This is a genomic window from Streptomyces sp. NPDC006197, assembly GCF_040613865.1.
Lineage (GTDB): Bacteria > Actinomycetota > Actinomycetes > Streptomycetales > Streptomycetaceae > Streptomyces.
The window spans coordinates 104,126-124,406 of sequence record NZ_JBEXSZ010000004.1 but is presented as its reverse complement, the minus strand read 5'-3'; the positions used below and the strand labels follow the sequence as shown (position 1 = coordinate 124,406).

19 protein-coding genes are annotated in these 20,281 nt (G+C 72.7%); 13 read left to right on the top strand and 6 right to left on the bottom strand.

Going from position 1 to position 20,281, the window contains the following annotated elements; translation table 11 throughout:
- The first annotated feature begins 76 nt into the window (after window positions 1-76).
- A complete protein-coding gene (locus ABZ318_RS02300; RefSeq protein ID WP_356900595.1) occupies window positions 77-2,311 on the top strand; it encodes a VCBS repeat-containing protein in 2,235 nt (744 codons plus the stop codon).
- Between the two features lie 4 nt (window positions 2,312-2,315).
- Here the strand turns inward: ABZ318_RS02300 and ABZ318_RS02295 are convergent, their stop codons facing one another.
- Window positions 2,316-2,726 (bottom strand): ATP-binding protein, encoded by a 411-nt coding sequence (locus tag ABZ318_RS02295; protein ID WP_356900594.1) that lies wholly within the window; start codon window positions 2,724-2,726, stop codon window positions 2,316-2,318.
- Window positions 2,727-2,816: 90 nt separating this feature from the next.
- Here ABZ318_RS02295 and ABZ318_RS02290 point away from each other — a divergent pair, with 90 nt between their 5' ends.
- The 7 genes from ABZ318_RS02290 to ABZ318_RS02260 all read left to right on the top strand — a co-directional run bounded on the left by ABZ318_RS02290 (window position 2,817) and on the right by ABZ318_RS02260 (window position 8,735).
- The gene (locus tag ABZ318_RS02290; RefSeq protein ID WP_356900593.1) at window positions 2,817-3,680 is read left to right on the top strand and encodes a helix-turn-helix transcriptional regulator; all 864 of its coding nucleotides are present in this window, start codon (window positions 2,817-2,819) and stop codon (window positions 3,678-3,680) included.
- Window positions 3,677-3,922 (top strand): DUF397 domain-containing protein, encoded by a 246-nt coding sequence (locus tag ABZ318_RS02285; protein ID WP_356900592.1) that lies wholly within the window; start codon window positions 3,677-3,679, stop codon window positions 3,920-3,922. The genes ABZ318_RS02290 and ABZ318_RS02285 overlap by 4 nt, the downstream gene beginning before the upstream one ends.
- Window positions 3,919-4,551: an HAD-IA family hydrolase gene (locus ABZ318_RS02280; RefSeq protein ID WP_356900591.1), complete on the top strand. Its 633-nt coding sequence runs from the start codon at window positions 3,919-3,921 to the stop codon at window positions 4,549-4,551. Before ABZ318_RS02285 ends, ABZ318_RS02280 begins: the two co-directional genes overlap by 4 nt.
- 38 nt (window positions 4,552-4,589) lie before the next feature.
- Complete coding sequence (locus tag ABZ318_RS02275) at window positions 4,590-5,108, top strand: VOC family protein (protein ID WP_356900590.1); 519 nt, start codon at window positions 4,590-4,592, stop codon at window positions 5,106-5,108.
- Window positions 5,109-5,146: 38 nt separating this feature from the next.
- Window positions 5,147-5,704, top strand: coding sequence for a nitroreductase family protein (locus ABZ318_RS02270; RefSeq protein ID WP_356900589.1), 558 nt, complete (start codon window positions 5,147-5,149; stop codon window positions 5,702-5,704).
- A gap of 242 nt (window positions 5,705-5,946) precedes the next feature.
- Window positions 5,947-6,510 carry a hypothetical protein gene (locus tag ABZ318_RS02265; protein WP_356900588.1) on the top strand — a complete coding sequence of 188 codons (564 nt, stop codon included), beginning with the start codon at window positions 5,947-5,949 and terminating at the stop codon, window positions 6,508-6,510.
- A gap of 284 nt (window positions 6,511-6,794) precedes the next feature.
- Window positions 6,795-8,735: a protein kinase gene (locus tag ABZ318_RS02260; RefSeq protein ID WP_356900587.1), complete on the top strand. Its 1,941-nt coding sequence runs from the start codon at window positions 6,795-6,797 to the stop codon at window positions 8,733-8,735.
- On the opposite strand, the gene ABZ318_RS02255 is transcribed toward ABZ318_RS02260, so the two are convergent.
- Complete coding sequence (locus ABZ318_RS02255) at window positions 8,724-9,137, bottom strand: Zn-ribbon domain-containing OB-fold protein (RefSeq protein ID WP_356900586.1); 414 nt, start codon at window positions 9,135-9,137, stop codon at window positions 8,724-8,726. The two genes, ABZ318_RS02260 and ABZ318_RS02255, sit on opposite strands and share 12 nt — an antisense overlap.
- Window positions 9,134-9,586 carry a DoxX family protein gene (locus tag ABZ318_RS02250; protein ID WP_356900585.1) on the bottom strand — a complete coding sequence of 151 codons (453 nt, stop codon included), beginning with the start codon at window positions 9,584-9,586 and terminating at the stop codon, window positions 9,134-9,136. The genes ABZ318_RS02255 and ABZ318_RS02250 overlap by 4 nt, the downstream gene beginning before the upstream one ends.
- A gap of 182 nt (window positions 9,587-9,768) precedes the next feature.
- Here ABZ318_RS02250 and ABZ318_RS02245 point away from each other — a divergent pair, with 182 nt between their 5' ends.
- The 5 genes from ABZ318_RS02245 (at window position 9,769) to ABZ318_RS02225 (ending at window position 18,405) form a co-directional block, all read left to right on the top strand.
- A complete protein-coding gene (locus tag ABZ318_RS02245; protein ID WP_356900584.1) occupies window positions 9,769-10,947 on the top strand; it encodes an NAD(P)/FAD-dependent oxidoreductase in 1,179 nt (392 codons plus the stop codon).
- Window positions 10,948-11,047: 100 nt separating this feature from the next.
- Complete coding sequence (locus ABZ318_RS02240) at window positions 11,048-13,270, top strand: acetate--CoA ligase family protein (RefSeq protein WP_356900583.1); 2,223 nt, start codon at window positions 11,048-11,050, stop codon at window positions 13,268-13,270.
- An 8-nt stretch (window positions 13,271-13,278) separates the two neighbouring features.
- Entirely contained in the window at window positions 13,279-14,067 is a 789-nt protein-coding gene (locus tag ABZ318_RS02235; protein WP_356900582.1) for an enoyl-CoA hydratase-related protein, read from the top strand.
- A gap of 72 nt (window positions 14,068-14,139) precedes the next feature.
- A complete protein-coding gene (locus tag ABZ318_RS02230; protein ID WP_356900581.1) occupies window positions 14,140-17,739 on the top strand; it encodes a hypothetical protein in 3,600 nt (1,199 codons plus the stop codon).
- Between the two features lie 84 nt (window positions 17,740-17,823).
- Entirely contained in the window at window positions 17,824-18,405 is a 582-nt protein-coding gene (locus ABZ318_RS02225) for a flavin reductase family protein (RefSeq protein ID WP_356900602.1), read from the top strand.
- Window positions 18,406-18,426: 21 nt separating this feature from the next.
- Here ABZ318_RS02225 and ABZ318_RS02220 read toward each other — a convergent pair whose 3' ends face one another.
- The 3 genes from ABZ318_RS02220 to ABZ318_RS02210 all read right to left on the bottom strand — a co-directional run bounded on the left by ABZ318_RS02220 (window position 18,427) and on the right by ABZ318_RS02210 (window position 20,235).
- On the bottom strand, window positions 18,427-18,633 hold the full coding sequence (locus ABZ318_RS02220; RefSeq protein WP_356900580.1) for a hypothetical protein: 207 nt from the start codon (window positions 18,631-18,633) through the stop codon (window positions 18,427-18,429).
- A 23-nt stretch (window positions 18,634-18,656) separates the two neighbouring features.
- Entirely contained in the window at window positions 18,657-19,964 is a 1,308-nt protein-coding gene (locus ABZ318_RS02215) for an MFS transporter (RefSeq protein ID WP_356900579.1), read from the bottom strand.
- A gap of 79 nt (window positions 19,965-20,043) precedes the next feature.
- On the bottom strand, window positions 20,044-20,235 hold the full coding sequence (locus ABZ318_RS02210) for a hypothetical protein (RefSeq protein WP_356900578.1): 192 nt from the start codon (window positions 20,233-20,235) through the stop codon (window positions 20,044-20,046).
- Between the last annotated feature and the right edge of the window lie 46 nt (window positions 20,236-20,281).

Here is a 20,281-nt window from a genome sequence, read left to right as displayed (position 1 = left end):
CAGGCCGCGACCAGCGCCTCGGGGCCGCCGTCGTCGTCCTCCACCAGCGTCATCCAGCCCCTGGGGAGGACCACCCTTGACGCCCACGCGTACCGCCCGCGTCCGGCTCCGCGCGGCCGTGACGGCCGTTCTCGCCGTCACCGCGGCGGGGCCGGCCGTCCCTGCCGTCGCGGCCCCGTCGAGCACCGGCGCCGTCACGGCGGCCGCCGCGGCGGAGCAGCAGGCCGCCGCCGTGCCCGCCCTGCCGCAGGGCTCCCGGCTGGTCGGCAACGGCCCGTCGGGGCTCCTCACCCGTGACCGTGACGGCCGGTTCTCCTGGACCCGGTACGCGGACGGTGTCACGACCGCTCTGCCCGAGGGCTCCAGGGGGACCGTCCGGTCGGACACCGTCGTGGCCTCGTCCGGGACCGTCCACACCGTGTACGACATGTCCGGGGCCTCCTCCCCCGTGACCATCGACATCGGCTTCCTCGGCACGGGCGCCACCCTCATGGACCTGGTCGGCGGCACCCTCGTCGTGAGCGTCCCCCGGGCCGACGGCGGCGAGGGCCGGGACATCCACCTGGTCGGCAAGCCGGACGGCACGGTCGTCGACCGGCCGATATCCGGGCTGCCCGCGGACGCGGTCACCCGCTCGCTCACCAGCCAGGTGGACTCGCCGGACACCCTGTCCCTCCTGTACTACGAGCCCGTGGGCAACGCGGCCGACTGGCGGGTGGCCGTGGTGGACGTCGCCACCGCCACGGTGGTGGAGGAGCGTCACGCGACACTGGCCGACTACGACACCGATGTCACCCTGTCCGCCACGCACCTGGCCTGGGCCGAAAGCCCGGCCGCCAACGGGGCGGTGGCCCTGGAGGTGGCCCGGAGGAACGAGCCCGAGACCACGCGCATCCCCATCGGCTACGGGAGCCGGATCCAGGCCGAGCTGATGGGCGACTGGCTGGCGTACGGGGAGACCAACACGCTCCCTCACCCCAACCCCCTCTACGGGCTGTCACTCCGCTCGCTGACGACCGGGCAGACGGTCAAGGTCCTCGACAGCCTGGACACCATCCGCAGCCAGTCGGACACCGAACTCCTCGTGCAGGGCGGCACGATCGACCAGGGCGAGGGCATCTACCGGATCGCCCCCGGCCCCGACGGCACGCCGACCGCCACCCTCGTGGCGAGCATGGGGCTGCCCATCGTCCTCCAGGTCCTGGAGCAGTCGGTTCCCGCCACCGCCGACTTCCGTACGACGGCCGGCGACGTGAAACCGACCTGGCGGTTCTCCCAGCCCACGACGGCCCGCATCGAGCTGATCCACACCGCCTCCGGGAAGCGGAAGACGTACGTCGAGGCCACGGACGCCACCGGGCGGGCCACCGCGACGTGGACCGGCCTGTTCGACGACTTCTCCACCGCCTACAACGGCGACTACACCTGGCGGATGACGGCGGCGCCCCGCAACGGCATCGGCCCGTCCGTCGAGAGGACGGGCACGCTCAAGGTCGACAGCGGCCAGGCCCCGCACAACTTCTCGGACAGCGGCTCGCCCGACCTCCTCGTCCGCGGAAACGACAACCTGTACATGTTCGACGGCCGCAAGGCGCTCGAATTCGCCCACACGGGCGCGCCGACCGCGACGAACGCCGGGGCGGGCTGGGCCGCCTACGACCGGGTCCTCACCCCCGGAAACGTCAGCGGCGCCCGGTACTCCGACCTCGTCACCCGGGACAAGACCGGCACGCTCTGGATCCACCCGGGCACCGGCAACGCCGCCTCCCCCTTGGCGCGGCCCGTCCGGGTGGGCGGCGGCTGGAACACGTACAACGACATCACCGGCAACGGCGACCTCGACGGCGACGGCCGTCCCGACCTGGTCGCCGCGGACAAGGCCGGCGACCTCTGGTTCTACAAGGGCACCGGAAACCCCTCCGCACCCTTCGCCCCCCGCAGGAAGACCGGCCACGGCTGGGGCATCTACAACAAGCTCGTCGCCACCGGGAACATCGGCGGCAACCCCACCGGCGACCTGATCGCCCGCGACAAGGCCGGCGTCCTCTGGCTCTACCTCGGCAAGGGCGACGGCACCTTCGCCGCCCGCACCCGGATCGGCGGCGGCTGGAACGCGTACAACGAGATCGTCGCCGTCGGCGACACCGACCGCGACGGCCGCCCCGACCTCCTGGCCAACGGGCGCACGGGCCACCTCGACAGCACCCTCGCCCTCTACCGGGGCACCGGCGACTGGAAGGTCCCCTTCGCCCCACGCGCCGGGGCCACCACGATCCTGCCCGCCCCCGGCTGGTACACCACGCTGTTCTGACCGGTCACCGGCCCGTCAGCGGCACGGTCGCCCAGACCGTCTTGCCGACCGACCGGTCCTTCACGCCCCACGCCGTGGCGAGGGCGGTGACGAGCAGCAGCCCGTAGCCGCCCTCGTCCGGCTCCCGGGCGGGAACCGGACGCCGCTCCCCCCGCGCGTCGGACAGCTCGACCCGTACGTGGTCGTCGCCCCGCTCCATCCGCACCTCGAAGTCCCGCCCCGGCACCCACCCGTGCCGGACCGCGTTGTTGGCGAGCTCGGCCACGACGAGGGCGGCGGAGTCGGCGGGGCCTCCGGTGACGCCCCAGTCGTGGAGCTGCTGCACGGCGAGTAACCGCGCCAGGCGCGCGCCCCGGCGCGTTGCCGAGAGCCGGAGCGTGAACTCACCGGTTGGGGTGGCGGTTTCGTATGTCATGCCCCGAGGCTGGCCCTCCGGCCGTACGCTGACCAGCAGCGACGCCACGACGCTGGGTAACTGTACGGGTACGCCAAGAGGGCGGTACGGATGTCGGGGAACGAGGAGGAGCGGCCGGAACGGCCCTCCGAGGTGGACGGTACGGCGCACTTGTTCAGGGCGCTGGGGAAACAGATCAAGGCCCTGCGGAAGAACGCGGGCCTGAGCCAGGCGGAGTTGGCCGCCATCGTGCATTGCAGCGAGGACCTGATCTCCTCGATCGAGAGGGGGGTACGAGTCCCCCAGCCGGACTTCCTGGTCCAGCTCGACCCGGTGCTGGGGGCGGGCGGGGTGTTGGCGGCTGCGGCGGACGATGTACGGGAGGCCGTCTCCCGGGCGCGGGTGCGGCACCCGGACTGGTTCCGGAGCTTCGCGAAGGCGGAGGCGGAAGCTGTGGCGCTGCACTACTACGCCGTGCAGGCGGTGCCGGGCATTCTGCAGACGCCCGCTTACGCGGAGGCCGTGTTCCGGTACCGCCGCCCGCTCTACGACGAGGAGACGATCGAGAAGCGGTTGGCCGACCGACTGGCCCGTCAGGTCATCTTCGAGAAGTGGCCGGGGCCGACGATGAGCTTCGTCGTCGAGGAGGCGGTGCTGCGTCGCCCGCTGGGCGGCCGGGACGCCTTCCGGGAGCAGTTGCGGCGCATCGCCGAGGTCGCTCGGCTGCGGACCGTGCACTTCCAGATCATGCCGAACGACCCAGATGAACACCCGGGCCTGGGTGGCTCGTTCACCCTGCTTACTCCCAAGGGGCGGCGCGAGGTCGCGTACACCGAGATCTACGGACACGCCCGGTTGTTCACCGACCCGGAGGAGGTCCGCATGTACACCGAGCGCTATGGGATCATCCGGGCGCAGGCACTCACGCGCCGCGAGTCCCTGGAGCGGATCGAGAAAATGCTGGGAGAGCTATGAGCACCGCAGATCTGGCCTGGTTCAAGAGCAGCTACAGCGACGGTGAAGGCGGCGAGTGCGTCGAGGTCGCCTACAACTGGCGCAAGTCCAGCTACAGCGGCGGCGAAGGCGGCGAGTGCGTCGAGGTCGCCGCCCACCCCGCCCTCGTCCACATCCGCGACTCCAAGGACCCCCACGGCCCCCAGCTCGCCGTCTCCCCCGCCTCCTGGGCCGCTTTCCTGGACGTAGCATCCGGGGCGTGACCTCCATAAAGTTCGTTCTCTTCGACGTCGACGGCACTCTCATGGACGCCGTCGAGAACCAGCGGCGCGTCTGGCACGCGTGGGCCGCGCGGTACGGGCTCGACGGCGCCGAGGTGTACGCCACGGCGCTGCGGACGCGGCCCGTGGAGACCTTCGCGGCCGTCGTGCCGGACGCGGACCCGGACGAGTGCCTCGCCCTCCTGCACGCGCTGGAGGACGAGGACGTCCGTACGGGGTCGTACGCGGCCTTCGAGGGGGCGGCGGAGCTGCTCACCGGTCTCCCCGCCGACCGGTGGGCCCTGGTGACGTCGAACTACGAGCACCGGGTGCGGGGACGGTTCGAGCGGACCGGGCTGCCGCTCCCGGGGCTCGTCGTCGACGCGGCCTCCGTCGCCGAAGGGAAGCCGTCCCCCGTCCCGTACCTCACCGCCGCCGGGAAGCTGGGCGCGGACCCGGCGGAGTGTCTGGTGATCGAGGACGCGCCGTCCGGGGTGCGGTCGGGGCTGGACGCCGGGATGACCGTCTGGACGGTCAACACCCCGGCGCCGCACCCGGACGCCCACCGCCACTTCCCGACCCTGGCGGAGGCGGCGCCCCACGTTCTGGGCGTCCTCGCCCAGGGCGTGTAGGTCAGGCGCTGGCCTACAGGCCGCCTAGTTTCACCCCCATGAGCGACAACGAACCGGTCAAGGCCGTCCCGGACGGCCACACCACCGTCACCCCCTGGATCATCGGAAGCGACACCGCCGGGCTCATCGACTACGCGGAGCGGGCCTTCGGCGCCGAGGAGCTGGGGCGGTTCGTCCTGGAGGACGGCACCATCGGCCACGCCGAGCTGAGGATCGGGAACGGGCGGCTGATGGCCTTCGACAGCCCGCCCGGCTGGGGACCGACGCCCGCCTTCATCCGGCTGTACGTGGAGGACGCGGAGGCCGTCCACCGGCGTGCGGTCGAGGCGGGCGGAACCTCCGTCACGGAGGTCACGCACCTCTTCTTCGGCGACAAGGTCGGGCGCGTGCGCGACCCCTTCGGCAACCTGTGGTGGATCCAGACCCACATCGAGGACGTCGACGAGGAGGAGATGGGCCGACGGATGACCGACCCCGTCTTCACCCGCGCCATGGAGTACGTGTCGGGGGCGCTGCACGACCCGGAGCGGCGGGAGCCGCCGGCGGCCGCGAGCTGACCGGAATACGCCTGTGCGGCGGCCGGTTGGACCGGGACGTGCAACGTGATCTCGGACCGACCGACGGCATCCACCCTCTCCTCGCGGGACGGTTCAGCCCGTACCGGTTCGACCCGTCGGCCGCCGTCGACGACAAGTCCCTGCGCCTGCTGCTCGAAGCCGCGCGGTGGGCTCCGTCCGCCGGGAACTCCCAGCCGTGGGGCTTCTTCGCGAGCCGGCCCGGGGAGCCGGACCACGAGCGGGTGGTCCGGCACCTCGCGCCCAGCTCGGCCCGGTGGGCGACGGACGCGGGGCTGCTCGTCGTCACGCTGACGCGCCGCCATGTGGGCGGCACGGAGCTGCTCTACTCCGAGTTCGCGGACTACGACCTCGGCCAGGCCATCGCCCACATGACCCTCCAGGCCGAGGCGCTGGGGCTGGCCTCGCACCAGTTCCGGGCCTTCGACATGGAGGGCCTCACCAAGGAGCTGGACCCGAACCCCGACTGGTCGATCGTCTCGATGGTCGCGCTGGGGAAGGCGGTCGGAGAGCCGCCGGAGGGGCGTGACCGGCGCAGCGTGGCGGACCTGCTGTCCGCTCCCTGGGCCCTGGCGTGAGGTGCGGCGCCGAGCCCTCGTCCGCTGCTGAACGACCGGCCCGGCGACGGCCCGTTCTCCATCTCGCAAAGAATCGGCCAACTGACTAGTGTGGTCACTGGTGCCCCATATGGGTGAGCACCGGTCGACACGACTGGTGACAGGTGGGAAAAGACCGGCCAGTCGTTCTCACAGTGGAGAAACGCCACTGTTCAACGGTTGAAAAACCAACACCTTCTCCGTTGCTCGAAGGAGACGGAGTCATGGTCAGCATTCTCAAGCGTCGCGTCGCGACGGGCTTCGCAGCCGCCCTGATGGCTGCGGGAACCATCGCCGGCCCGACCGCGGCGGAGGCGGCGCCCGCGGCGCCGTCCGGCGCCGCGAACCTCGCACCCGACAGCCCCACCATCCTGCCGACGCAGGTCATCATCAACAGGAACGTGACCTTCAGCGGAGGCGTCCCGGTCGGCGGGTGGTACTCGCTGAGCGTCTTCCCCAGCGGGTCCTACAGCTACTCCGGTCACATGCACGACTCGGGCGCGCCGAGCTACAACTTCGCCGGTGTCTGCGTCGTGCGCTTCGGCAACGGCACGGCCTTCGTGTTCCAGACGTCCGGCCGGATGCACGGGACCTTCGAATCGGGCTCCCGGGACTACAACTGGAACAGAAGCGCTTCACGCCAGTCCATCCGTGACGCTTTCCGGGCCTCGAACGGCGCCTGGAACGCACGCTGCAGCAGCAAGGTCAACGCCGACATAGGTGCCTTGGTCAACTCGACCATCCAGGCGGTGGGATACGCCGCGAAGGTCATCGCGATCGTCGCCTGAACCTTCACGCGAACCGGGGTGACCCGGTCGGCATCCGACGTCATCGAGGGCGAGCCGCTCCCCGCCTACACAAGCTGCTTGCCCGTCCCGCCTCCCCTCGGATCGGGGTCCGTCCCACGACGGGCGGACCTGCCGCCCTCACACGCCCCGGGAGCGTGAACCACAGTTCGAAAACAAGAACTTGAGCTTCATTCAGGTACTCGACCCGCTCGGCTACTGTGTGGCCCATGCAGGGGGATGCGGAAGACCAATCCAGTCTCGACAGTCTGAACGGCAGTGGGGCGATGCCCCTCGAAACGGGCGACCCACGGCAGATCGGGGCGTTCAGACTGCTCGGCGTGCTCGGGTCCGGCGGGATGGGGCGGGTCTATCTCGGCGCCGTGCCCGGGAAGTTCGCGGCGGTGAAGCGGGTCCTTCCCGTGCTCGCCGAGGACGCCGACTTCCTCAGTCACTTCGGGCACGAGCTCGACAACCTGGCGCGGCTGCCCGCCGGGGCCAACACCAGGCTCCTCGCGAGCGACCGCACGGCGAAGCCGCCGTGGTTCGCGACCGAGTTCATCCCCGGCATCACCCTCAACGAGGCCGTCCGGCTCAACGGCGGCCCGCTGTCCGGCGGCGCCCTGTGGCGGCTCCTCCGGGAGGCGGCGGCCGGGCTGCGGGTGGTGCACGGCGCGGACATGGTGCACCGCGACCTCAAGCCGTCCAACGTGATGCTGACCGGCACCGGCCTCTCGCTCATCGACTTCGGCGTGGCCCGTGCGGCCGACCAGAGCCGGCTGACCAAGACCGGCATGGTCATCGGCACCCCCGCCTACATGGCGCCCGAGCAGGCCGTCGCCGACCGGCAGCTGACCGGTGCCGCCGATGTGTTCGGCCTGGGCAGCCTCCTGCTGTACGCGGCGAACGGGCGGCCTCCGTTCGGTGACGGCTCCGGGCCCGACCTCCTCTACCGGGTCGTCCACGGCGAGCCCGACTTCGGGCGGCTCGCGGAGGGCGACCCCGAGCTGGCGGAGCTCGTACGGAAGTGTCTCGCCAAGGACCCGGCGGACCGGCCGACGGCCGACGAGCTCGTCGGGCTCACCGAGGAGCGCGCGGCGGGCGCCGTCTGGCCTGCGGCCGTCGCCGAGCGGATCGCCGAGCGGGCGGTCTTCGCCGCCGGGGCGCCCACCGTCGAGCAGCTCGCGGAGCTGGAGCGGACCGACCCGACGCAGGACGTGGCGACGGCCTCGCTGACCCCGCAGGCCCCGAAGGAGCCCGCGACCGCCGCGCCCGACGCGATCGCCCTCACGGGCACGGCCGCCCCCGACAAGCGGCGGCGCAACCGGTTCGTCATGCTCGCCGTGCCCGTCGTCGTGGCGACCGGAACCACCCTGACCGTCGCCCTCGGCCCGTACCAGATCGGTGACCGACTGGGCGCGGCCCCCTCGGAATCGCCGTCCGCGGTGGCCTCGCAGCCGGCCCAGGTCGGGTCCGCCGGTCCGACGACCGCCAAGCCGTCCGTCAAGCCGTCGGCGTCCAAGAAGCCGGGCGCCAAGCCCTCGGGTCCCGCCACGGCCGTCCCGCCGCCGCCCGGTACGGGCGGCGGGGCGGGAGGCACGGGCACGCTGCCCGGCGGCTCCTCGTCCTCCGGCGGTTCGTCCACCGGCGGTTCGTCCACCGGTGGTTCCACCACGACCGGTGGCGGGGCCGGCACCTCCGGCTCCGGCTCCTCCACCTCCTCCGGTGGTGGCGGCTCCTCCGGCGGGACCGCGACCACCACCCCGGCCCCGAAGCCGACGACCCGGCAGCCCGCACCTCCGCCCTCCGGCGGCTCGGCGCCCTCGGGGACGTACTCCATCGAGAACGCCTCGAACGGGCAGTGCCTGGCCGAGAGCGACGAGGGCTGGGCCACCCTCGTCAACACCTACAAGTGCGGCTCCCCGCCCAGCAACGGCGGCAGCCTCTCGTACTCCTGGACCTACTCCCCCGGGGCGAACGGCACCTTCCGCCTCATCAGCAGGAAGTCGGGGAAGTGCCTGGAGCCCTCCGGCTCCACCGTGGCACTGGCCTCCTGCAACGGGTCCAGCGTCCAGTCCTGGAAGATCGGCACCTCGACGTCCTCCGGGCGGACGATCAAGAACGTGAACAACGGCGCGTGCCTGGTGACCGGCCCGCCGTTCGTGATGACGTACACCTGCAACTCCGGGGACCGCTCCTACCTCTGGCGGAACATCTCAGCCCTCTGAGCGGGGACGGCCGAAGACGGGGACGGTGACGTCCCCGTCCGGGCCCTCCGGCCGGAACGCGACCTCCAGCTCCATCCCGATCCGGAGGTCCTCCCCCGCCACGCCCACGACCTCCGTCATCATGCGGGGGCCTTCGGCGAGGTCGACGACGGCCGCGACGTACGGGACGCGGTCGCCGAAGGGCGGGAGGTCGTTCCGGTGGACGACCGACCAGGTGTAGAGGGTGGCGCGGCCGCTCGCCCGCTCCCAGCGGACGTCCTCGCTCCAGCAGTACGGGCAGAACTCGCGCGGGTAGTGGTGGGCGCGGTCGCAGGCGGCGCAGTGGCGCAGCAGCAGGTGCCCTTCGGCGGCGGCGTCCCAGTAGGGGCGGGTGAAGGCGTCGATGTCGGGGGTCGCGGTCATGAGAAGAGTCCGATCGCGGCGTCGAGGGACCAGGTCTGCCAGGACATGGCGAGGAGCGCGACGAGGGAGATCAGCGCCATCATCGCGTTCTGCCCCTGCTCGGCCCAGTCGTGGATCATCAGGACGAGGTAGAGGAGGTTGAGGAGGAGGCCGCCGACGAGGGCGACCGGGGTGAGGAGGCCGGTGACGAGACCGAGGCCGAGAGCGAGTTCGGCGTAGACGACGACGTACGCCATGAGCCTGGGGCGCGGGGCGACGACGGTGTCGAAGCCGTTCCTCACGGCCGTCCACCGGTGCTTGCCGGCCACGTCCGCCGCCCAGGCGATGCCGGTGCCGCGCTCGAACCAGCCCTTCTTGTCCTTGTGGCGCCAGCTCTCCAGCCACCACAGGCCGAGGCCGATGCGGAGGACGGCGAGCCATTCGGCGCCGGTGAGCCAGACGGTCTGCATGCGGACCCTCCCCGGGAGCTGAATCTGACGGTACGTCAGTTCAGCGCAGGGCGACCGGGGAGCGCAAGGGGCTGGCGGACGCGGGGGCTGGCGGGCACGGCCGGGGCGCGTGACCGATTCGCAACCGAAATCCCCTCATGACCGAGACCCACTGCGTGTACACGTCATTACGCTCAGCATTCATGGTCACCACCCCCCGAACACCCTCTCCGCAGGCCGTTCACCCCGTGTACGTCATCGGCGGCGGACCCGGCGGGCTCGCCGTCGCCGCCGCCCTGCGCGCGCGGGGCGTCCGGGCCGTCGTCCTGGAGAAGTCCGACGCCGTCGGCGCCTCCTGGCGCGCGCACTACGACCGGCTGCGACTGCACACCACCCGGCGGCTCTCCGCCCTCCCCGGCCTGAAGATGCCCCGCTCCTTCGGCCGCTGGGTCGCCCGCGCCGACGTCGTCCGCTACCTGGAGACGTACGCGGAGAAGCACGAGCTGGAGATCGTCACCGGCGTCGAGGTCCACCGGATCGAACGCTCCGGCGCCGACTGGGTCCTGCACGCCACCGGCGGGCGGCTGCTCACCGGACGCGCGGTCGTGGTGGCCACCGGGTACAACCACACCCCGCACCTGCCCGAGTGGCCCGGCCTCCACGAGTACGGCGACCGGCTCGTGCACGCGTGCGCGTACCGCAACCCGGAGCCGTACGCCGGGCAGGACGTCCTCGTCGTCGGCATCGGCAACACCGGCGCCGAGATAGCCGCCGACCTCGCCGACGGTGGCGCGGCCCGGGTGCGGCTCGCGGTGCGGACCGTCCCGCACATCGTGCGCCGCACGACCCTCGGCTGGCCCGCCCAGCGCTCCGGCATCCTGGTGCGGCGGCTACCGGTGGCCCTGGTCGACCGGATGGGCGCGCTGCTCGCCCGGTTCGCCTCGCCCGACCTCACCGCGCACGGACTGCCCCGGCCGGACAAGGGCCTCGCCACCCGGCAGCGGGAGGGCGCGATCCCGGTGCAGGACGTCGGCCTGGTCGACGCCGTGCGCGCCGGGAAGGTCGAGATCGTCGCGGCCGTGGAGGGCTTCGAGGACGGTGAGGCGGTCCTCGCCGACGGCAGCCGGATCGCCCCGGACGCGGTGATCGCGGCGACCGGCTACCGGCGCGCCCTGGAGCCGCTCCTCGGACACCTGGACGTGCTGGACGGGCGCGGGCTGCCGGTGGCGCACGGGGCGCGCAGCCCGCGCGAGGCGCCCGGGCTCTACTTCACGGGGTTCACGAACCCGATCAGCGGGATGTTCCGGGAGCTGGCGACGGACGCGGAGAGGATCGCGCGGCGGATCGCGCGGGCGGACCGCCGGGCGTCCCCGAAGAGCTGACGGAGCCGATCCGCGTACGCCCATTCCTGACTGACCGTCAGTTCTGTAACCTGACAGTACGTCAGCTCTCTTGTCAGGGACGGAAGGGTGGAGCGGAACGATGCTCGGATCGACACACGGCACCTTCACCACCGATCTCCGCGCCCGCGTGGTCGCCTGCGGCGAGGCGCCCCCGGTCGTCGTGCACGGCGTCACCGCCGCCCCCGGCGACCTGGACGTCAGCGGCCGGCCGCTGCACGCGACCGTCCCCGACCTCGACCGGTTCTTCCGGCCCGAGTCCGTCGCGGTCGTCGGCGCCTCCGACACCGAGGGCCGGCCCAACACCGGCATCACCCGGCAGCTGCTCGCCTGGGCCGAGCGGGTCGGCGCCCGGCTCGTGCCCGTGCACCCGACCCGTACGAGCGTGTTCGGGATCGACTGCGTGCCCTCCGTCGGCGCGCTCGCCGAACCCGTCGACCTCGCCGTCCTCCTCGTCGCCGACCCGCTGCCCGTGATCGAGGAGCTCGCCGAGACCAAGGTGAGGTTCGCGGTCGCCTTCGCCTCCGGCTTCGCCGAGACCGGGGAGGCCGGCGCCGCCGCGCAGGAACGTCTCGCCGCCGCCGTGCGCCGCTCCGGGCTCCGCCTCCTCGGCCCCAACACCAACCTCAACGCCTTCGAACGCTTCCGCGAGGACCTCGAAGGCCCCGCCGTCGCCCTCATCACCCAGTCCGGCCACCAGGGGCGGCCCGTCTTCACCCTCCAGGAGCTCGGCGTCCGCCTCTCCCACTGGGCGCCCACCGGCAACGAGGCCGACCTGGAGACCGCCGACTTCCTCTCGTACTTCGCCGGACGCCCCGAGGTCGGGGCCATCGCCTGCTACGTCGAGGGGCTCAAGGACGGCCGCTCCTTCCTCCTCGCCGCCGACCGGGCCGCGCGCCAGGGCGTCCCCGTCGTCGCCGTGAAGGTCGGCCGCACCGAGACCGGCGCCCGCACCGCCGCCTCCCACACCGGCAAGCTCACCGGCGCCGACCGGGTCGTCGACGCGGCCATGCGGCAGTACGGAGTGATCCGCGTCGACGGCCTCGACCAGCTCCAGGACACCTCCGCCCTCCTCGCCCGTGCACGCAAACCGCTCGCCGACGGCGTCGTCGTCTACTCCATCTCCGGCGGTACGGGAGCCCATTTCGCCGACCTGGCCACGGCGGCGGGACTCGAACTCCCCACGCTCCACCAGGCCAAGCAGGACGAACTGCACCAGTGGATCCCGGAGTACCTGAACGTCGCCAACCCCGTCGACAACGGCGGTCACCCGGTGGGCGACTGGCGCGGTCGGAAGATCATCGACGCGATCCTCGCGGACCCGTCGGTCGGGGTGCTGATCTGTCCCATCACCGGCCCCTTCCCCCCTATGAGCGACAAGCTCGCCCAGGACCTCGTCGACGCGGCCGAGGCCACCGACAAGCTGGTGTGCGTGGTCTGGGGCTCGCCGGTCGGCACGGAGGAGGCGTACCGCACGACCCTCCTCGGCTCCTCGCGCGTCGCCACCTTCCGCACCTTCGCCAACTGCATCGGGGCCGTGAAGGCCTACCTCGACCACCACCGCTTCACCGCCGCCTACCGCTCCCCCTTCGACGAGGCCCCCCGCACCCCCTCCCCGTCCCTTCGCAAGGCCCAGGCCCTCATGCGGCCCGGCCGGCGGCTCAGCGAGCACGCGGCGAAGCAGCTGCTCCGGGCGTACGGGATACGGGTGCCGCGCGAGCAGCTCGTCACCAGCGCGGCGGCGGCCGTCCGGGCCGCCGGGCTCGTCGGCTACCCGGTCGTGATGAAGGCCTCGGGCGCCCAGCTCGCCCACAAGACGGAACTGGGCCTGGTGAAGGTGGGTCTGACCTCGGCCAGCCAGGTCAGGGACACGTACCGCGAGCTCACCGACATCGCCCGCTTCGAGGAGATCGACCTCGACGGCGTCCTCGTCTGCCAGATGGTCGGGCGCGGGGTCGAGATGGTGGTGGGCGTGACCCACGACGAGCTCTTCGGCCCGACGGTCACGGTGGGCCTCGGCGGGGTCCTGGTGGAGGTCCTGAACGACACCGCTGTCCGCGTCCCGCCCTTCGGGGAGCGCGAGGCCCGCTCGATGCTCGCCGAACTGCGCGGCCGGGCCCTGCTCGACGGCGTACGGGGCGCACCGCCCGCCGACGTCGACGCGCTCGTCGAGGTCGTGCTCCGCGTCCAGCGGATGGCCCTCGAACTCGACGGCGACCTCGCCGAACTGGACGTCAACCCGCTGATGGTGCTGCCGCGCGGGCAGGGGGCGGTGGCCCTGGACGCGCTGGCGGTCTGCCGATAGGAGCCCCTGTGCCGGATCTGCTGCACACCGTCGAGAACGGCGTCTCCTGGATCACGCTCAACCGCCCCGAGGTGATGAACGCGGTCACCTGGGACCAGCGGGAGCGGATCATCGCCCTGCTCGCCGAGGCCTCCGCCGCCCCGGACGTGCGCTGCGTGGTGGTGACGGCCACCGGGCGCGGCTTCTGCGCGGGGGCGGACCTGCGGGGCGCGCCGCCGGCCTCGGGCGAGCGGGTCGCGGGGGACGTGGCGCGGATGATCCGGCAGGGCGCCCAGCGGTTCATCGGCGCGGTCATGGACTGCGAGAAGCCGGTGATCGCGGCGGTGAACGGCACGGCGGCGGGGATCGGGGCGCACCTCGCGTTCGCCTGCGACCTGGTGCTCGCGGCGGACTCGGCGCGGTTCATCGAGGTGTTCGTACGGCGGGGGCTGGTGCCCGACGGGGGTGGGGCGTACCTCCTGCCCCGGCTGATCGGGCCGCGGCGGGCGAAGGAGCTGATGTTCTTCGGCGACGCGGTGCCGGCGGCGGAGGCACTCGGCATGGGCCTGGTGAACCGGGTGGTCCCCGCGGAGGACCTGGAGAAGACGGCCCGCGAATGGGCCGAACGCCTGGCCCGGGGCCCGACCCGCGCCCTCGCCCTCACCAAGCAGCTGGTGAACGCGTCCCTGGACGTGGACCGTGCGACCGCGTTCGCGGCGGAGGCGACGGCGCAGGAGCTCAACATGACGACGAGGGACGCCCAGGAGGGCGTGGCGAGCTTCGTGGAGCGGCGGGAGGCGCGGTACGAGGGGCGGTAGCGGGGGCCGTCGTACCGGGGCCCTAGGGTGTGCCGTGCACATGCCACGCACCGCTCCGGGGGGAACGGAACCATGCACGACTCCGCGCGCTCGCGCACAAGATCCCGAAGATCCGGAAGATCGCTCTTCCTGATCCCCGCCCTGCTGACGGCCCTCGTCGGGCCTCTGCTCCCGACGGGCACGGCGCTGGCGGCGACGCCGCCGGTGCCGGTCGCGAGCGCGGCACCCGCGCCGGAGCCCGAGCCGTCGGCCACGACGGACCCGGCGCCGGAGCCCACGCCGACCGTCGAGCCGTCACCGGACCCGACGGCTCCGGCCGGCGTCTCCTGCCCCGCCCTGCCGCTCGCCCCACTGGGCGACCCGGGTGACGCGATCGGCCACGCGACCCTCGCGCCGAACGAGTCCGCCTGCTTCACGGTCACCGTGGAGAAGCCGGGCCCGCACCAGCTCCGTTTCCAGGGCTCCAACGTGGACCTTGAGCTCTACGACGGCGAAACCCGGCTGGACTGCTTCGATCCCGTCTCCTACACGCGCGACCGGTGCCGCCCGACCCGGGCAGGCGCCCACACGCTGCGGGTCACCAACAACGGGTCGAGCCAGGTGTCCGCCGCGTTCGCGGTCGTGTCCCTCGCAGCGTCCGAAGCGTGCGGCACCGAGGTGAGCACCCGCTACGACGCGGAGCCCGTGACCGGCCGGGCGGTCAGCCCGCTCGCCGTCCTCTGCCAGAACTTCACCGGACAGCCGGGCGAACGGATCACCGTCGAGACCAAGGCCGAAGGCGGCCGGGCGGGTGCCTGGATCACCGACGAGACCGGCGAACGGATCTGCCCCCGGTACGACTCGGACGACAGCACCGGCTGCGTACTCCCCGGCCACGGGCCCTACCGGGTTCTGACCACGGTGGGGAACGACACCGGCGTCTTCCCCGTCACGTACACGCAGAAGATCCGGCGGCTCTCCGACCCCGTGGGGTGCGCCTCCCTGACGGTCCACGACTTCGGTTCGGTTCCCACCACGCCGTCGGGAGCGGCGTGCGCGACCTTCGCTCCCACCGCCACGGCCCCGCACACCGTCCTCGGCGTCGACGACTCCTCGGCACTGCGGCTCACCGTGTACCGGCCGGACGGCAGCACCGTCTGCCAGGCCTGGTCGGAGACCTGTTCCCTCACGGCCGGCACCCGCTACACCGTCGTCACGGAGAAGCCGGTCGTGATCCTCGACCGCTCCTCCGGCGCCGGCTGCACCACCGCCACCCTCGGCGCGACCACGGAAGGCACGTTCGACGCGGTCGGCGAGATCGACTGCCTCACCCTGCCGCTGCCCGAGGGCGCTCACCTGGCCGCGCTGCGGTCGTACGGCCGCCCGGCGCCGTCTCCCCAGGTGACGGTCGTCGACGCGACCGGCAAGGACGTCTGCGGCTCGGACACCGTGGAAGCGGGGGTGTGCGAGCTGACCGGCCCCGCTCCGTACCGTGCCCTGGTCACCATGTACGGCACCCTCATCGGCTCGCCGACCATGACGGGCACCTACCACGTCGCCTTCCACCGCACCGACGCCGAGAGCGCCTGTCCCGTGCTGCCGGCGGGCGACTTCACGGCCGACAGCCCCCGGGCACGGGTCACGATCGGGGAGGGGGGCTTCGCCCAGTGCCTCTCCGTCCCCGCCGACGACCACACCACCGGCGAGATCTTCGCGTTCGACGGCTCCGGCTGGTCGAAGACCATGTCGGTCTTCGACTCGACCGGGCAGCGGGTCTGCTTCATGCAGTCCGCCGGATGGGCCTCGTGCGACCTCACGCCGGGGCTCGCGCACACGGTCCTTCTCTCCGGCGTCTCCTGGGGCGCCACCCACACCCTGTCCCGCCGCGACGTCACCGCCAGCGCGCGCGGCTGCGTCCCGAGCCCGGCCAAGGCCGTCGGCGGGCCGTCGATCAGCGGGGTCACGGCCCCGCCCGGCACCCTCCTGTGCCACCAGGTGACGACGGCGGACGCCGGGGACACCCTGCACCTCGACATCCGCGACGCGCAGGGCGACGCACGGTTCGAGGCGTACGACGCGAACGGCGGGTTCGTCTGCGGCTACTACTCGAAGGGCTGCTCCCCGAACGGCTCCACCAGCTACCAGGTCCTCTTCGAGGCCCCCCAGGCCACGACGGCCACGCCCGCCTACCGCCTGGACGCCCTGCGCATCGGTACGGCGGCCGGGCCCGCGCCCGAGTGCGTCAAGGTCCCGAACGTCAGCTACGGCTTCGGGCCGCTCGTCGGCACCCTGAGCGAGGAGCACACCGCGATCTGCGCGGTGCTGCCCACCGCCTCGGGCGACGACTTCGGCCTGACGTTCACGCCGGCGGGCTCGTTCGAGCAGTCCCCGAGGCCCTGGCTCTACCGGCAGTCGGGCTCGCCGAACCTCTGCCACGGGTCGTACACGGACGAGGGTGAGAAGTACACCTGCTCCGTGACGAGGGAGTACCCCCAGGTATCCACGCCGACGACGCTCCTCATCACCGTCCCGGAGCAGCCCGCGCAGGCGTCCACGGCCGTGAAGGCCTCGTTCGCGTGCACCGACACGATCTGCGGCATGGAGAAGCCGGGCATCGGTGCCGTGAGCCCCACCACGGGTGGCGCCGGGAAGATCACCGTCACGCTCACCGGTACCGCGCTCCACGAGAACGACCAGGTGGCGGTGCTCGGGACGGACGGCAAGTGGCGCCGGTCCACGACCGTGTCGGTCGCTCCCGACCGGCGCAGCCTGACGGCGGCCCTCGACCTGACGGGCGTGAGCCTCGGCACCCGCAGCCTCAGCGTGTTCACGCACAACGGCTACGAGTACGCCAAGGGCACGTTCACCGTCGTCGCCCCCCTCCGCACCACCACCGCCCCCGCCGTCACCGGCACCGCCGTCGTCGGCGGGAAGGTCGCGGCGAGCACGGGCACCTGGACGCCGGCGCCCGAGGCGTACGCCTACCAGTGGCGCGCGAACGGCGTCGCCATCGCCGGGGCCACCGCCTCCACGTACACCCTGCCGTCGACGCTGTTCGGCAAGCAGCTGTCCGTGGCCGTGACCGCGCGGAAGGCCGGGCATCCCGTCGTCACCGCGACGAGTGCCGCCGTGGTGGTGAAGGGCGTCGCGCCCAAGCCGACCAGGGTGCCGTACATCTCCGGGGCCACGCGGGTCGGGAGCAGGGTGACGGCCGTCGTCGGTGCCTGGTCGCCGGCGCCGACCTCGTACGCCTACCAGTGGCGGGCCAACGGCGTGGCGATCTCGGGCGCGACCGGTTCCTCGTACGTGCCCGTCCCGGCCGTCCTCGGCAAGAAGCTCACGGTGACCGTGACGGCGCTGCGGACCGGGCACCTGAGCGGGGCGTACACGACCGCCGGGTACACCGTCGCCCTGGGCCTCGCGCCGAAGGCGACGGCCGCGCCGTACGTCACGGGCACGGTCCGCGTCGGGCGGACGCTCACCCTGAACCGGGGTGCGTGGACGCCGGCGCCGACCTCGTACGCGTACCAGTGGTACGCGAACGGGCGGGCGATCAGCGGGGCGACGCGGACGACGTTCACGCTGACGTCGGCGCAGCGGGGGTTGAAGATCACCGTCCGCGTGACGGCCTACCGGACCGGGCACACGTCCGGTGTCGCGTGGACCCGGGCGACGGGAGCCGTCGCGGGCTGACCGGAGACCGTGGCCGTCGTCCCCGAGGGGTTCCCATCTGACGAACCGTCAGTTTCAATGGACGGTGTGATGGGACACGCGGGGATGGCGGCCACCGTCGTCCGACACCTGAGAGCGGCCGGTTCGCCGACGGCCGTGGAACCCCTGCCCCGGCCCGCCCTGCGCGCGGTACGGGAGGACGAGCGCCCGCCCGTCGACCCGGCCGAATTCCGCCGCGTCCTCGGGCACTTCGCCAGCGGCGTCACGATCGTGACGGCCCTCGACGCGGACGGGCCGACGGGCTTCGCCTGCCAGTCCTTCGCCTCGCTCTCCCTCGACCCGCCCCTCGTGGCCTTCATGGTCGCCCGGACCTCGACCACCTGGCCCCGGATCGCGGCGGCCGGGACCTTCTGCGTCAACGTCCTCGGCGCCGGGCAGGGCGGACTGTGCCGGTCGTTCGCGGTGAGCGGTGCGGACAAGTTCGCGGGCGTGGAGTGGGAGGCGGCTCCGGTCACCGGCTCCCCGCGCCTGGCCGGCGCGCCCGCCTGGATCGACTGCACGATCACCACGGTCCACACGGGCGGGGACCATCTGATCGTGGTGGGGCGGGTGGAGGGCCTGGACGCGACGGACCAGGGGGACCCGCTGCTCTTCCACCGGGGGCGGTTCGGGCGGTTCAGTTCCTGACCCGTACGGCTCGGCGGCCCGTCACTCCTGTACGGACAGGACGACCCCGCCGAGCAGGAAGGCGCTCACCACCGCGAGCGTGCCCCACAGCAGCAGTGCGACGAAGTACCCCCGTCGCGCGGGCCGGGTGAGGAGCGCCGCCACGGCCACCCCGGCCTCCAGGCACAGCGCCAGCGTCGAGACCCTCAGCATCCGGGCGGTGGTCCGCCCCTCCGTACGATCGCTCATCGGCGATCACCCCCTGAGCGTCATCATGCTCCTGCCGGGGACACCGCCTCCGACCGGGGTCGGCTGATGACCAGGGCCATCAGGGCCGCCGCCGCGCACAGCGCGCCCGAGGCGTACCAGACGACGTCGTACGTGCCGAAGACGTCGCGGGCCACGCCGGCCGCGAAGGCGACGACCGCCGCGCCGACCTGGTGGGAGGCGAGGACCCAGCCGAAGACGATCGCCGAGTCCTCGCCGTAGTGCTCGCGGCACAGGGCGATCGTCGGCGGGACGGTGGCGACCCAGTCCAGGCCGTAGAAGACGATGAAGAAGAGCATCGGCGGGTGCACCGAGGGCGCGAACAGCATCGGCAGGAAGAGCAGGGAGACGCCGCGCAGGGCGTAGTAGACGGCGAGCAGGCGGCGCGGCGAGAAGCGGTCGGTGAACCAGCCCGAGGCGACCGTGCCGAGGACGTCGAAGACGCCGATCACGGCGAGCAGTCCGGCCGCCGCCGTCACCGGCATGCCGTGGTCGTGGGCGGAGGGCACGAAGTGGGTCCTGACGAGGCCGTTCGTCGAGGCGCCGCAGATCGCGAAGGAGCCGGCGAGGAGCCAGAAGGGGCCGGTGCGGGCCGCCTTGAGGAGGACGGTGATCGCGCGGCGGGCCGCGCCCGGGACGGGGACGGGCTTGTCGGCGTACTCCCCGCCGTACGGGGCGAGCCGGACGTCCGCCGGGTGGTCGCGGAGCAGCAGCCACACGAAGGGGACGACGGCGAGGGCCGCGAGGGCCACCGTCACCGCGGCCGGACGCCAGCCGTGGTGTTCGACCAGCCAGCTCAGCAGCGGCAGGAAGATCAGTTGGCCCGAGGCGCCCGCCGCCGTGAGAATGCCCGTCACCAGTCCCCGCCGTGCGACGAACCAGCGGTTCGTGACCGTCGCGGCGAAGGCCAGGGCCATGGAGCCGCTGCCGAGGCCGACGAGGACGCCCCAGTAGAGGACCAGTTGCCAGGCCGCCGTCATCCAGACGGTGAGCAGCGAGCCGACGGAGATGATCGTCAGGGCGACGGCCACGACCCGGCGGATGCCGAAGCGGTCCATCAGCGCGGCGGCGAACGGCGCCGTCAGGCCGTAGAGCGCGAGGTTCACCGAGACGGCGAAGCCGATCGTGCCCCGCGACCAGTGGAGCTCCTCGTGCAGCGGCTCGATCAGGAGGCCCGGCAGGGAGGCGAAGGCCGCGGCGCCGATGATCGTGACGAAGGTGACCGCCGCGACGAACCAGGCGCGGTGGATGCGGGGGGTACGGAGCGGCTGACCGGCCGGCGTACGGGCGGTCGTCTCGGTTGTCTGGGCCATGCCACCGAGCATCGCGGGCCGGCGCCTCCCCCACCATTGGCCCGAATGACAGGTTTCCAAAGGATCGGGACACGCACCCTCATGCGCGCGACAGCGTCCTGATCGGGCGCACCACGAGGAGCGCCGCCACCACGAGCACCGCGATCCCGCCCCCGTGAGCAGCACCTCCTCCGTGCCGACCGCCGCCGCCGAGGAGTCCGGCGGGGAAGGCGACCGGGGCGGGAATCCGCCCGGTGGCCTCAGACTTGTACGTGTTGTCCGTCACGGACACGGAGAGCTATCAGCAGGTGGTCTGGACCACCATCGATGTACGAAGG